We start from the raw sequence: 12,668 nt of genomic DNA on the forward strand, positions 1-12,668 counted from the left end.
GACCGGAATAAACCCTTAGGGATACCCTTGGTCTCTGCCTGAATACGTCGCCCGCCGCAGCCTTGAAGGCGCAGCATTGTTTTTGTGAGAGGAGTCCCTGAATGAGCCAAGTGCTGGATGATCTGGTTGAACTGCTAACCCTGGAACCCATTGAGGAGAACCTCTTTCGTGGGCGTAGTCAGGACCTTGGCTTTCGCCAGTTGTTCGGCGGGCAAGTGCTGGGCCAATCCCTGTCGGCAGCCAGTCAGACGGTCGAAGACGAGCGCCACGTGCATTCGCTGCACGGCTATTTCCTGCGTCCCGGCGACGTCGCCTTGCCTGTGGTGTATCAGGTCGACCGGGTGCGCGATGGCGGCAGCTTCAGCACCCGCCGGGTCACGGCTATCCAGAAGGGGCAACCGATTTTCACGTGCAGCGCATCGTTCCAGTACGACGAAGAAGGTTATGAGCACCAGTCCACGATGCCGGACGTCGTCGGGCCAGAAAACCTGCCCTCGGAACTTGAATTGACCCGCCAGCGTGCGCACCTGCTCTCGGATCACATGCGTGAAAAACTGCTGTGCCCCAAGCCGATCGAGTTCCGCCCGGTAACTGACATTGATCCTTACAACCCTAAGCCGACAGAGCCGATCAAATACGTTTGGTTTCGCGCCGACGGCCCGCTGCCGGATGTTCCAGCGCTGCATAAGTATATGTTGGCGTACGCCTCGGATTTCAATCTGCTGACGACGGCGTTGCAGCCTCACGGCAAGTCGGTCTGGCAGAAAGATATGCAGGTTGCCAGCCTTGATCACTCCCTTTGGTTTCACGCCGATCTGCGCGCCGATGACTGGTTGCTGTACGTGATGGACAGCCCTTGGGCCGGTAATTCCCGTGGTTTCTCGCGTGGCAACGTGTACACCCGCGCAGGCAAGTTAGTGGCCTCTGTTACCCAGGAAGGCTTGATCCGTCATCGCAAGGATTGGGCATGAGCCTGGCGGAGGTTCGGCATTGGGTGTTCGACATGGATGGCACCCTGACCTTGGCCGTGCACGATTTTCCGGCGATCAAGCGCGCCCTGGAGATTCCGCAGCAGGATGACATTCTCAGCCATCTGGCCGCGCTGCCGCCCGAGATTTCAGCGGCCAAGCATGCCTGGCTGCTGGAGCACGAGCGTGAGCTGGCACTGGCGTCGCAGCCTGCAGCTGGCGCTGTCGAGCTGGTGCGTGAGTTGGCGGCGCGCGGATATCGGCTGGGCATCCTCACTCGCAATGCCCGCGAGTTGGCGCATGTAACGCTCGGAGCGATTGGCCTGGCGGATTGTTTTGCCGTCGATGACGTTCTCGGGCGCGACGAAGCACCGCCAAAACCTGATCCCGGAGGGCTGCTGAAACTGGCTCAGGCATGGAATGTCGACCCATCACAGATGGTAATGGTCGGCGACTACCGCTTCGACCTCGATTGTGGTCGTGCGGCAGGCACCCATACCATATTGGTCAACCTGCCCGAAAATCCATGGCCGGAACTGACCGACTGGTACGCCAGCGATTGCTTTGCATTGCGCGAGATGCTGGCGTTTTAAGCCAGCATCTATCTATCAAGCAACCAACAACCATTTGAAATAGAACATTATGTTGGCGCTGACGTGTAACTACGCGTCCCGCTGCGAACCGACGTCTGTTGAGTCGCTCACTGCGGCCTGAACAATGCGGCCTGCCCTTCAGGCGAGGTGAAGATCGCGTCGCCGTCATGGCCTACGCCAGGCACTTCAATTAACCGCTGGTTCAGCCCTTCAGGGTGGCGCTGCTGCAGATAATTGAAGAAGTTGTGACCACGAATCAGGCGGTAGGCGCCCTGGGCTTCGGCGGCGCAGGTTCTATCCAGTGCCGGGTGATCGATGTCGGTATCGAGCTGACCCAGCAGGTAAGTGACGTCACGCTTCACATAATTCTGTTCGATCTGCTCGACGGTTTGCTTGCCAGCGTAAGGCGGCAACTTGTTCATCCCGTATTTCCAGGTATCGAACCCCGGGCAAGACGCCTTGTCCACCGGTCCAGGCCGCTGTGCGTCGAAATACGCGTATGACGACGGGTTGGCGACCACGTAACGCAGGGTGACCCCGGCTTTCTCCAGAGCGGCCCCGCCCTTGCCAATCAATACGTAGCGCTGAACCACCTGCGCGCCACCCGAATGCCCGGCGATAACCACTTCCTGCAAGGCAGGGAACAGTTTGCGATCACTCAGCTTTGTCAGAATCTCGTCAATGACGGTAAAGGAGCTCACCGGCACCGGCCCGATGGCCGCGTCACCCTCCATCCAGTCGTCTTTGTGCCAGCGCAGTATCGAATCCGGCAGTTGGTGTTTGACGATGTCTTTTCGATCCAGGAACTGCGGAGCGATCAGCAGGGTAGTGCTGCGATACCCGGACCGATAGGCCGCTCGTTCGGCGCTACGCAGGTAGGTTTGCGCGTTGCGCAAGCGACCGTGAATGACGATCACGGCGCGTCGGGTATTGGGTTGTGGCGTTTTCCAGTCTTTGCTCAGGCCGACAGTCGCTAGACCGCCATTGATGGCCAGTCGCTGGGGGCTGAGGGCTTTCACCGCGGTATCCGCTGCATTCGCCGTAAGGCTTAGGAGGGTGCTCAACAACAAGACCAATAGCGGTTTTATCATGTGATTAAAGGCTCTTTGCGGCGAAAGTGTCGCACTGATTGAGTTGGCCCTGAGCGAAACCTGTTTTGAACCAGCGCACGCGCTGTGCAGAGGAGCCGTGAGTAAACGAATCGGGTACTACGCGGCCTTGACCCTGTTGTTGCAAGTGATCATCGCCAATGGTGTTGGCTGCGTTAAGCGCTTCTTCAATATCATCCGGCACCCACCAATTCAAACGCTTTTGTGCGTCCTAGGCTCAAATCCCTGTCGGACCATCAGTCTGAAACGCATGCACCTCATTTTAAGCCTGGGGCAAGGGTTACACATAACAGAGACTTGTTGCGGATATAGAGGGGGGGTTAGTGCAAATAGTTCTGAAGACTGGGGCGCGTGCAGACTTTATCGCTACGGCGCCCCCGTCGGCGGTTATCGCCGAACCAACATCACCCCTGATTCCATATGGTGTGTATAGGGAAACTGGTCGAACAGTGCGCAGCGTTCGATGCGGTGGGTGTCATGCAGTTGCGCGATGTTCGCCGCAAGGGTCTCCGGGTTGCAGGAAATATACAGGATGCGCTCGAAACGCCGGCTGAGTTCGCAGGTGTCCGGGTCCATGCCGGCGCGAGGCGGATCGACGAAGATGCTTCCAAATTCGTAGCTCTTCAAGTCGACGCCCCACAAACGGCGGAACGGGCGAACTTCATTCAATGCTTCGGTCAGCTCTTCGGCAGACAGGCGAACCAGGGTCACGTTGTCCACGCCGTTGTCGGCAAGGTTGCTCAGGGCGGCGTTGACCGAGGTCTTGCTGATCTCTGTCGCCAGTACTTTGCGCACGCGAGTCGCCAGGGGCAGGGTGAAGTTGCCGTTGCCGCAATACAGCTCCAGCAAGTCGTCGTCGCGCTGGCCGAGGGCATCGAATGCCCAATTGAGCATCTTCTGATTCACCGCGCCGTTGGGCTGGGTGAAGGAGCCTTCCGGTTGCCGATAGCTGAAGGTGCGCCCGGCTACCTGAAGCTCTTCGATCGCATAGTCCCGACCGATGACGATGCGCTGGCCCTTTGAACGGCCGATCACGCACACATTAAGGTCGGCCGCGAGCTGTTCCGCAACCGCCTGCCAGTCGTCATCCAGTGGCCGGTGATAGCAGAGGGTGATAATCGCATCGTCTGCCAGCGTGGTCAGGAAATCCACCTGGAACAGCTTGAAGTTCAAGGTCGCGCTGGCTTCCCATCGTGCACGCAGCAGCGGCATCAAGTCATTGATGCGCTGGCTGGCGATAGGGAAGTCGTCGACCAGAATCGGCGTGTGGTTGTTGCCGGGGACAAACATCGCATAGAAGCGCTGCTGATTCTCGCGCCACAAACGGAACTCGGCGCGCAGGCGATAGTGCTCGCGCGGCGAGTCAAATACCTGTGGCTCGGGTGCATCGAACGGTGCCAGCAATTCACGCAGGCGCGTGGTTTTTTCTGCGAGCTGATGGCTGTAGCTCGTAGGGTCGAAAGGGACACTCATGCGTTAAACCAACCCAACTTGATCACGAACAGGATGGACAGAATCACCAGCGCCGAATTCAGTTCGTGCCGGCGCCCGGACAACAGCTTGATAGCCGTCCAGGAGATAAAACCAAAGGCGATGCCGTTGGCGATGGAGTAGGTGAACGGCATCGCCAGGGCGGTAATTACCACTGGTGCGGCAACAGTGATGTCGTCCCAGTCGATTTCAGCCAGGCCCGACATCATCAACACCGCAACAAACAACAGGGCGGGTGCCGTGGCGAACGCCGGAACGCTACCGGCCAGCGGTGCGAAGAACAACGCCAGCAGAAACAGGATCCCGACCACCACGGCGGTCAGGCCGGTTCGTCCGCCCGCGCTCACGCCGGCTGCCGATTCGATGTAACTGGTGGTGGTCGAGGTGCCCAGCAGCGAACCGGCCATGGCGGCGGTGCTGTCGGCGATCAGGGCGCGGCCCATTTTCGGCATGTAGCCGTCCTTGCCCATCAGACCCGCGCGTTTTGCGACGCCGATCAGGGTGCCGGAGTTGTCGAACAGATCGACGAACAGAAAGGCGAAAATCACGCTGAACAGACCGATATCCAGTGCGCCCCGGATGTCCAGTTGCAAGAAGGTCGGTGCCAGCGATGGCGGCATCGACATCACGCCGCCGAACGGGGAGAAGCCGAGCGCGATGGACGCGATGGTCACGGCCAGAATGCCGATCAACACCGCACCACGCACGCGCAGGGCTTCCAGCGCGACGATCAGGAAAAAGCCCAGGGTGGCGAGGATCGGTGCCGGCTGTTTCAGATCGCCCATGCCCACCATGGTGACCGGGCTGCCGACCACGATACCGGCGTTGTGCAGGGCGATCAGCGCCAGGAACAAACCGATACCGGCCGCAATCGCCGAGCGCAGCGCCAGCGGAATGCTGTTGATGATCCATTCGCGAATCTTGAAGATCGACAGCAGGAAAAACATCACCGCCGAGATGAACACCGCACCCAGCGCCACTTGCCAGGTGTGGCCCATGTGCAGGACCACGGTGTAGGTAAAGAAGGCGTTGAGGCCCATGCCCGGCGCCAGCGCAATCGGGTAGTTGGCGATCAGGCCCATCACGGCCGAACCAATGGCGGCCGCCAGACAGGTGGCGACGAACACCGCACCCTTGTCCATACCGGTTTCGCCGAGAATGCTCGGGTTGACGAACAGGATGTAGGCCATGGCGAGGAAGGTGGTAACGCCCGCAAGAATCTCGGTGCGCACATTGGTGTTGTGTGCTTTGAGTTGAAACAGCCTTTCCAGCATGCCTGGCTCCCCGTGACGCGTCCTGCGCCTTGAATGAATCGACTAAAGCAGCAAAGCACAGACTGTGCCACTGGCCTGTACATTTTCTGTAGGTCGGAAAAAGCCGCGCATCATAACAGCAGCGTGTGTGGATGGGGGCGAGCAGATGCTTAGTGGAAAGCAGGCCGGATTTCGGCCCTGCACGTTATCGACGCTCGAAGCTGTCGGGCCATATAAAGCTGACTAGACTCAACGCATCACTGCAAAGGATTCGTGTATGACGTTAAGAGCCCTGATCACCGTCGCCGACGGCATCGACGATCTGCAAAGTGTGACCCTGATCGATGTGCTACGCCGCGCCGAGATTGAAGTGCTGGTCGCCAGCGTCGAGTCCCGACGCATGTTGACGGGCGCGCGTGGCACGCGGTTGACCGCTGATGCGATGCTGGTCGATGTGCTGGCGCAAAGCTTCGACCTGATCGTCTTGCCCGGTGGCATGCCAGGCGCACAGCGCTTGGCTGATCATCAGCCGTTGGCCCAGCGGGTGAATGAACAGGCGAAAGCAGGACGGTTTTACGCCGCTATCGGTGAAGCACCTGCCGTGGCACTGCAGGTGTACGGCGTGCTCAAACAACGGCGCATGACCTGTCATCCGGGATTCAGTGATCGGTTGTCGGGGTGTACGTACGTCGATCAACCGGTGGTGGTCGATGGCAATTGCATCACCGCGCAAGGTTCTGGTGCAGCGTTGGCGTTTGCACTCACGCTGGTGGAACAGCTGTGCGGTAAAGGTAAGCGGGCGGCCATGGGTAAGTTGCTGCTTATCTAATGTCGCCCGTCGTGTAAGACAACGCGATCTGTCAGGCTGGCTGTTTCTCTTGCTCCATCACCAGATCGCGCATTCGGTCGCGCCTGGCCAGGCTGGGGAAGAGTTTGATCCAGGTCCCTGTGACGGCAAGTGTACCGATGCCGCCGAGTACCACGGCAGGCACAGTCCCCATCCAGTGGGCAGTGAGGCCGGACTCGAACTCACCGAGCTGGTTGGACGCGCCGATGAACAAGCCATTCACTGCACTGACCCGGCCGCGCATTTCGTCCGGTGTTTCGAGCTGCACGAACGAGGCGCGAATCACCATGCTGATCATGTCCGCCGCGCCGAGTACGACCAGCACCGCCAGGGAAAACCAGAACGAGGTCGACAGGCCGAAGGCAATGGTGGCGACGCCGAAGATGCCCACAGCGGTGAACATCACCCGCCCCACGTTGCGCTCGACCGAGAAGCGCGCCAGCCACAACGACATCAGCAGTGCACCCACTGCGGGAGCCGAGCGCAGCAGACCAAGCCCCCAAGGGCCGGTCAGTAAAATGTCTTTGGCGAATACCGGCAGCAGTGCCGTGGCGCCCCCGAGCAAGACCGCGAACAGGTCCAGCGAAATTGCGCCGAGGATGTCCGGACGGCTGCGAATATAACGAATCCCGGCCAGCAGCGAGTCCAGGGTGGCCTTGGCTTTGTTCAATGGCGTCTGCCGCGCAGGCAGATTGAGCATCAGCGCGCAGGCAATGACATACAGCAGCACCGTCGGGCCGTAGACCCAGGTGCTACCGAACGCAAACAGAAAGCCGCCCAGCGCCGGCGCGACAATGGTCGCCGACTGTTGCGCTGACTGTGCTGCCGCCACCGCCCGCGGAAACAGCGAGGTGGGCACGATGGAGGGCAACAGCGCTTGGGTGGTCGGCATTTCGAAAGAGCGGGCGGCACCGAGCAAAAACGAAAGGATGAAGATCATTTCCGGGGTGACACTGTTGGTGGTGCTGCCGATCACCAGTGCCAGGGCGATCAAGGCCTGGGCCGCCTGGCAGATCGCAGAGACCTTGCGTCGGTCATAACGGTCAGCCACATGCCCGGTGTGCAGCATGAAAATCACCCGGGGGATGAATTGGGCCAGGCCCACCAGGCCCAGATCCAAAACGTTGCCGGTCAGTTGGTAGAGGTTCCAGCCGATGGCCACGGTCAACATCTGAAAGCCGCTGGCGGTGAAAATTCGCGCAAACCAGAAAGCCAGGAAGGGTCGATGATGACGCAGCAACGCAGGTGCTTGATCAGGCATTGGAAAGGCGGCCTCGGCGGTGAATGCGAGAGATTATCACGTGCTTTGTAACATTTGTTTGCCACTGCGGGCACACAGCAATCCGGTGTTGCGAACGTGGGGCAACTCGCCACGCGACAATCGACCACACAGTTCGCCATCCAAAACAGGGCTACTCTTTGATCAATGGTTGATCTGCGTCAAAGCATTTGCTGGCTTTGCATGCTCGTCGGCTGCACGAATCCCCGCGTTGTGAAGTAAAACAGAACAATCTCACCCCGCAGCACTCCATATCCGTGGGGGCAGTCGCTGCTGACCTCGGGTCAGTAGCCGGTACCACTTGATTAGAGGAAGTCCTATGTTCGGTTTAGAGGCACTCGATCTCGCCCGAATTCAGTTCGCATTCACCATCTCATTCCACATCCTGTTTCCTGCCATCACCATTGGTCTGGCAAGTTACCTGGCGGTGCTTGAGGGGTTGTGGCTGAAAACGCAGAACGATGTGTACCGTGATCTGTACCACTTCTGGTCCAAGGTGTTTGCCGTCAACTTCGGCATGGGTGTGGTCTCCGGGTTGGTCATGGCTTACCAGTTCGGCACCAACTGGAGCCGGTTCTCCGACTTCGCCGGGTCGATCACCGGGCCGCTGCTGACGTATGAAGTGCTCACCGCATTCTTCCTTGAAGCAGGCTTCCTCGGGGTGATGTTGTTCGGCTGGAACAAGGTCGGGCGCAACCTGCACTTCTTCGCCACGGTCATGGTTGCCATCGGCACGCTGATCTCGACGTTCTGGATTCTCGCGTCCAACAGCTGGATGCAGACCCCGCAGGGCTTTGAAATCGTCAATGGCCAAGTGATTCCGGTGGACTGGTTCGCGGTGATTTTCAACCCGTCGTTCCCCTACCGTCTGGCACACATGGCCACAGCGGCATTTGTGGCGACGGCGTTTTTTGTGGGTTCCTCGGCGGCCTGGCATTTATTGCGCGGTCGCGACACCCCGCAAATTCGCACCATGCTCTCCATGGCGATGTGGATGGCGTTGCTGGTGGCGCCTGTTCAGGCAGTGATCGGCGACTTCCACGGCCTCAATACGCTCAAGTACCAGCCGGCTAAAATCGCCGCGATTGAAGGTCACTGGGAAAATGTCGGCAATGAGCCGACCCCGCTGATCCTGTTCGGCTGGCCGGACATGAAGGCTGAAAAAACCCGTTTCGCCGTGGAAGTCCCCTACTTGGGCAGCTTGATCCTGACCCACACGCTGACCGAGCAAGTGCCCGCGTTGAAGGACTTCAAACCTGAAGACCGGCCTAACTCGACCATCGTGTTCTGGTCGTTCCGGGTCATGGTCGGGTTGGGCTTCCTGATGATCTTTACCGGTTTGTGGAGCCTGTGGCTGCGCATGCGCGGCAAGCTCTATCACTCGCGGGCATTCCTGTACCTCGCCTTGTGGATGGGCCCGTCGGGTCTGATTGCGATGTTGGCGGGCTGGTTTACCACTGAAATCGGCCGTCAACCGTGGGTCGTCTACGGTCTGATGCGCACCGCCGATGCGTCTTCCGGGCACAGTTTCGGGCAGATGAGCCTGACCCTGGGATTGTTCGTGGTGGTCTACTTCACGCTGTTTGGCGTTGGTCTGGGCTACATGATGCGCCTGGTGCGCAAAGGCCCGGTCAGCAACGAAGGCAAGGAACAGAGCCCCGGTGGACCGGGCCAGCAACGCACGCCTGCACGTCCTCTTTCGGCTGCCGAAGACGGCTCCGACGGTGACGACACTCACAGCCTGAGCAAGGGGAATTGAGTCATGGGTATTGATCTTCCGCTTATCTGGGCTGTGATCATCATCTTCGGGATCATGATGTATGTGGTCATGGACGGCTTCGACCTGGGGATCGGGATTCTTTTCCCCTTCATCAAGGACGATTCCGAGCGCGATGTGATGATGAATACCGTGGCCCCCGTGTGGGACGGTAACGAAACCTGGCTGGTCCTGGGGGGAGCAGCGTTGTTTGGCGCCTTCCCGCTGGCTTATTCGGTGGTGTTGTCGGCGCTGTACCTGCCGCTGATCCTGATGCTGATCGGTTTGATCTTTCGCGGGGTCGCCTTCGAGTTCCGCTTCAAGGCCAAAGATGACAAGCGCCACTTGTGGGACAAAGCGTTCATCGGCGGCTCGTTGACCGCGACCTTCTTCCAGGGCGTAGCGCTGGGGGCGTTCATCGATGGTATTCCGGTGGTCAATCGCCAGTTCGCCGGGGGTTCACTGGACTGGCTGACGCCGTTCACGATGTTCTGTGGCGTGGCACTGATCGTCGCTTATGCGCTATTGGGCTGCACCTGGCTGATCATGAAAACCGAAGGCAAGCTGCAAAAGCAGATGCACGATCTGGCTCGGCCGTTGGCCTTGGTCGTGTTGGCGGTGACCGCTATCGTCAGCATCTGGACGCCGCTGACCCACCCTGAAATTGCCACCCGCTGGTTCAGCCTGCCGAACCTGTTCTGGTTCCTGCCGGTGCCGATTCTGGTACTGGTGACGATGTATGGTCTGCTGCGTGCCGTGGCACGCAATGCTCACTACACGCCGTTTTTGCTGACGCTGGTGTTGATCTTCCTCGGCTACAGCGGGTTGGGCATCAGCCTGTGGCCGCACATCGTGCCGCCGTCGATCACTATCTGGGAGGCCGCCGCGCCGCCACAAAGCCAGGGCTTCATGCTGGTGGGCACGCTGTTCATCATCCCGTTCATCCTGGGCTACACCTTCTGGAGCTACTACGTGTTCCGTGGCAAGGTCACCCACGAAGACGGCTATCACTAGTGAGGAGGGGATGACGATGTCTGCTGAAGAATCTTCCCATGAACCGGACCCGGCGCTGAAAAAGCCGGTCTGGCAGCGCGTAGCCTGGCTGGTTGGGATCTACGCCGGCAGTGTGCTGGCGTTGGGGATAGTTGCTTACGGTATGCGGCTGTTCATGAACGCGGCAGGGCTGACCACGCACTGAGGGCTTGCGCAAGTTCCTGGCAGGAGCGCGCTTGCAACTACGCGTCCCGCCGCGGTTTGCCTGAAGCACCGCCATCGCGGCGGTGCCTTTACTTGCGCGCTTTAAGCACCACGAACTTCGGGGTTGTGGCCACTTGCTCGACGCCGCGAAACAGTCGCGCCAGTTTGCTGTGGTAGCCCAAATGGCGGTTACCGACGATGTACAGTGCGCCGCCGACCACCAACGCATCGCGCGCTTGCTGGAACATACGCCAGGCGAGGAAATCACCGACCACCTGTTGTTGATGGAAGGGCGGATTGCACAGCACCACGTCCAGCGAGTCAGCTTCCTGACCGGCCAGCCCGTCGCCGGCCCGCACAATAACCTCGCGCTCACCCAATGCGGTCCGCCAGTTTTCAGTGGCTGACTGCACGGCCATGAACGACTCATCCACCAGCGTGTAATGCGCTTGCGGATTGGCCAGTGCGCTGGCAATGGCCAGCACTCCGTTGCCGCAGCCCAGGTCCGCTACACGTGCCGAGCCGAGGTTTTTCGGCAGGTGCGGTAGAAACGCCCGGGTGCCGATATCCAGTCCTTCGCGACAGAATACGTTGGCGTGATTCACCAGTTCGATGACCGGGTCTTCAAGTGTGTAACGGCTCGGGTAGGGTGAGGGCTGCACGCCTTTGATGTGCGGGGTGGCAAACAGCAAGCGCGCTTTTTTCACCGCCAATGACGCCTGCACCGGTCCGATGTATTGCTCCAGCAAATCGCCCGCCGCGCGCGGCAGATGCTTGATCATCGCAGCTGCAATCACCTGCGCGCCGGGTGCCAGTTGCCCCTGCAAGCGAATCAGTTGTTCTTCGAGCAAGGCCAGGGTCTTCGGGACACGGATCAGTACCCAATCGAACGGTCCGGTGAACATGTCACTGGCCGGAATCATCGGCACTGCATCAAAGGCCTGGCCGTTGCGCACGAGGTTTTTTTCCAGTGCTAGCGCGGCGAGAAAGGAGTCGCTGCTACTCATCACCTGCGCGTGGCTGGCGAGGCTGGCTGCCAGCGCGCCAAAGCTGTCGTTGAGCACCAGCACGCGGCTGTCTGGAGTCAGGCCCTGCTCCGCCACATGACTGAGCAGGTATTCATCGGCTGCGTCGAACGCCTGCAACGGCTCGTTCTGTTGGTCAGGCTGGCGGATGAGATCGAGCTGAGCGAAAGGGCTGTTAAGCAGGGGCATGGGCAGGGGAACTCTGTTTTCGGAGACTATTGCGCACGTCTCTGATGTCAAGACGCGCGCAGAAGCCGTCGATTTTACGTGTTTTTGCACCCGGACATCTGCTGGATTTCCGAGGGGCTAAAAAAACGCTCAGAGAATGCCGTTCAAGGCAGCCTGCACCACGGCCGAGGTTTTGTTGGTCGCACCCATTTTTTTAATCGCGTTGGCGATATGAAAATTGATCGTGCGTGTTTTCAACTTGAGGATGGTACTGATGTCATCTGCCGTTTTGCCTTTGGCAGACCATTTGAGTATTTCAGTTTCCCGGATCGACAGCGATGGACTGATGGAGGGTGGGGTTTGGGTCAACAACCGTTCTGTCATGAAGGTCCGTAGCAGGTGGCACAGCCATAAAGTTTGTTCGACTTTCTTGTAGCACTCTGTGGATGAAGTCGTTTCGTGATTACGTGTCTGTGTCAGTCTTTTTTTGACGCCACGAAGGTCCTGAATAGAGTGGACTTCGCCCCGCCTTAACCGAGAGGAAAAGGCATTTTCCCAAACGGATTCTTCCACAGTGGCCATCAATGTCTCTAGTTGATCCGGGTTCAAGCTGTTCATGATTGAGCTTCCATACTCGATACATACGATTCCCAGTGTAGGAGGGATTTCCTGCACTGGGAGGTCAGTAGGGGGCATCAAGTCATCGGGTGAATGGCTTGGCCGTTACACGCTATTCAAATGAACGATATTTTTTGGTTCACTTTGCCATAGACCCCCTGCTTGTGCGGGAGGAGGCCACGACTCTCGAAAAAAACGGGCCCTGTTAAGTCCAGATTGGAATGATTCGGCGTGGTGTTATACGTTTTTGTATTTAGAGCATTTGCTTATGGTCAACACGCTCTTTTCTTCTAAATGCCACTACAAACCGCCGGTGTTTATCGACGTCGCTTTGCGGGACACTGGGCGCTCCTCTTTTTAATTG

At 58.8% G+C, this 12,668-nt stretch carries 12 protein-coding genes and 1 pseudogene; 6 read left to right on the plus strand and 7 right to left on the minus strand.

Annotated elements, in window-relative coordinates:
* Positions 1 to 101 precede the first annotated feature (101 nt).
* Together tesB and ACVBEG_RS00995 are read left to right on the plus strand one after the other, a co-directional pair.
* Positions 102 to 971: an acyl-CoA thioesterase II gene (gene tesB, locus ACVBEG_RS00990; protein WP_323565669.1), complete on the plus strand. Its 870-nt coding sequence runs from the start codon at positions 102 to 104 to the stop codon at positions 969 to 971.
* Complete coding sequence (locus tag ACVBEG_RS00995) at positions 968 to 1,561, plus strand: HAD family hydrolase (protein WP_322182092.1); 594 nt, start codon at positions 968 to 970, stop codon at positions 1,559 to 1,561. Before tesB ends, ACVBEG_RS00995 begins: the two co-directional genes overlap by 4 nt.
* Positions 1,562 to 1,668: 107 nt before the next feature.
* On the opposite strand, the gene ACVBEG_RS01000 is transcribed toward ACVBEG_RS00995, so the two are convergent.
* From ACVBEG_RS01000 to ACVBEG_RS01015, 4 genes and pseudogenes are all read right to left on the minus strand, one after another.
* Positions 1,669 to 2,652: an alpha/beta hydrolase gene (locus ACVBEG_RS01000; RefSeq protein ID WP_322182090.1), complete on the minus strand. Its 984-nt coding sequence runs from the start codon at positions 2,650 to 2,652 to the stop codon at positions 1,669 to 1,671.
* 4 nt (positions 2,653 to 2,656) lie between these two features.
* Positions 2,657 to 2,878 (minus strand): annotated as a pseudogene (locus ACVBEG_RS01005) (neutral zinc metallopeptidase); the annotation flags it as partial.
* Between the two features lie 179 nt (positions 2,879 to 3,057).
* A complete protein-coding gene (gene trmA, locus ACVBEG_RS01010) occupies positions 3,058 to 4,143 on the minus strand; it encodes a tRNA (uridine(54)-C5)-methyltransferase TrmA (protein ID WP_322182088.1) in 1,086 nt (361 codons plus the stop codon).
* The gene (locus ACVBEG_RS01015) at positions 4,140 to 5,435 is read right to left on the minus strand and encodes an NCS2 family permease (RefSeq protein WP_322182086.1); all 1,296 of its coding nucleotides are present in this window, start codon (positions 5,433 to 5,435) and stop codon (positions 4,140 to 4,142) included. Before ACVBEG_RS01015 ends, trmA begins: the two co-directional genes overlap by 4 nt.
* A 256-nt stretch (positions 5,436 to 5,691) precedes the next feature.
* On the opposite strand from ACVBEG_RS01015, the gene ACVBEG_RS01020 reads away from it, so the two are divergent.
* Complete coding sequence (locus tag ACVBEG_RS01020; protein ID WP_322182084.1) at positions 5,692 to 6,243, plus strand: DJ-1 family glyoxalase III; 552 nt, start codon at positions 5,692 to 5,694, stop codon at positions 6,241 to 6,243.
* 31 nt (positions 6,244 to 6,274) lie between these two features.
* On the opposite strand, the gene ACVBEG_RS01025 is transcribed toward ACVBEG_RS01020, so the two are convergent.
* A complete protein-coding gene (locus ACVBEG_RS01025; protein WP_322182082.1) occupies positions 6,275 to 7,522 on the minus strand; it encodes an MFS transporter in 1,248 nt (415 codons plus the stop codon).
* A gap of 337 nt (positions 7,523 to 7,859) precedes the next feature.
* Between ACVBEG_RS01025 and ACVBEG_RS01030 the strand changes: the two genes are divergently transcribed.
* The 3 genes from ACVBEG_RS01030 to ACVBEG_RS01040 are packed head-to-tail and all read left to right on the plus strand — an operon-like array spanning position 7,860 to position 10,494.
* On the plus strand, positions 7,860 to 9,299 hold the full coding sequence (locus tag ACVBEG_RS01030) for a cytochrome ubiquinol oxidase subunit I (protein WP_447107281.1): 1,440 nt from the start codon (positions 7,860 to 7,862) through the stop codon (positions 9,297 to 9,299).
* Positions 9,300 to 9,302: 3 nt separating this feature from the next.
* The gene (gene cydB, locus ACVBEG_RS01035; RefSeq protein ID WP_219062634.1) at positions 9,303 to 10,310 is read left to right on the plus strand and encodes a cytochrome d ubiquinol oxidase subunit II; all 1,008 of its coding nucleotides are present in this window, start codon (positions 9,303 to 9,305) and stop codon (positions 10,308 to 10,310) included.
* Positions 10,311 to 10,326: 16 nt separating this feature from the next.
* Complete coding sequence (locus tag ACVBEG_RS01040; RefSeq protein WP_322182076.1) at positions 10,327 to 10,494, plus strand: DUF2474 domain-containing protein; 168 nt, start codon at positions 10,327 to 10,329, stop codon at positions 10,492 to 10,494.
* Between the two features lie 88 nt (positions 10,495 to 10,582).
* Here ACVBEG_RS01040 and ACVBEG_RS01045 read toward each other — a convergent pair whose 3' ends face one another.
* Complete coding sequence (locus ACVBEG_RS01045) at positions 10,583 to 11,707, minus strand: class I SAM-dependent methyltransferase (RefSeq protein WP_322182074.1); 1,125 nt, start codon at positions 11,705 to 11,707, stop codon at positions 10,583 to 10,585.
* Between the two features lie 129 nt (positions 11,708 to 11,836).
* Complete coding sequence (locus tag ACVBEG_RS01050) at positions 11,837 to 12,304, minus strand: helix-turn-helix transcriptional regulator (RefSeq protein WP_322182071.1); 468 nt, start codon at positions 12,302 to 12,304, stop codon at positions 11,837 to 11,839.
* Positions 12,305 to 12,668 lie beyond the last annotated feature (364 nt).

Source organism: Pseudomonas sp. GG8, assembly GCF_052976945.1.

What these genes read in the sequence shown, in the direction of transcription:
- tesB (WP_323565669.1), top strand. Translation starts at nt 102, where the DNA reads ATGAGCCAAGTGCTGGATGATCTGGTTGAACTGCTAACCCTGGAACCC.
- ACVBEG_RS00995 (WP_322182092.1), top strand. Translation starts at nt 968, where the DNA reads ATGAGCCTGGCGGAGGTTCGGCATTGGGTGTTCGACATGGATGGCACC.
- ACVBEG_RS01000 (WP_322182090.1), bottom strand. Translation starts at nt 2,652, where the DNA reads ATGATAAAACCGCTATTGGTCTTGTTGTTGAGCACCCTCCTAAGCCTT.
- trmA (WP_322182088.1), bottom strand. Translation starts at nt 4,143, where the DNA reads ATGAGTGTCCCTTTCGACCCTACGAGCTACAGCCATCAGCTCGCAGAA.
- ACVBEG_RS01015 (WP_322182086.1), bottom strand. Translation starts at nt 5,435, where the DNA reads ATGCTGGAAAGGCTGTTTCAACTCAAAGCACACAACACCAATGTGCGC.
- ACVBEG_RS01020 (WP_322182084.1), top strand. Translation starts at nt 5,692, where the DNA reads ATGACGTTAAGAGCCCTGATCACCGTCGCCGACGGCATCGACGATCTG.
- ACVBEG_RS01025 (WP_322182082.1), bottom strand. Translation starts at nt 7,522, where the DNA reads ATGCCTGATCAAGCACCTGCGTTGCTGCGTCATCATCGACCCTTCCTG.
- ACVBEG_RS01030 (WP_447107281.1), top strand. Translation starts at nt 7,860, where the DNA reads ATGTTCGGTTTAGAGGCACTCGATCTCGCCCGAATTCAGTTCGCATTC.
- cydB (WP_219062634.1), top strand. Translation starts at nt 9,303, where the DNA reads ATGGGTATTGATCTTCCGCTTATCTGGGCTGTGATCATCATCTTCGGG.
- ACVBEG_RS01040 (WP_322182076.1), top strand. Translation starts at nt 10,327, where the DNA reads ATGTCTGCTGAAGAATCTTCCCATGAACCGGACCCGGCGCTGAAAAAG.
- ACVBEG_RS01045 (WP_322182074.1), bottom strand. Translation starts at nt 11,707, where the DNA reads ATGCCCCTGCTTAACAGCCCTTTCGCTCAGCTCGATCTCATCCGCCAG.
- ACVBEG_RS01050 (WP_322182071.1), bottom strand. Translation starts at nt 12,304, where the DNA reads ATGAACAGCTTGAACCCGGATCAACTAGAGACATTGATGGCCACTGTG.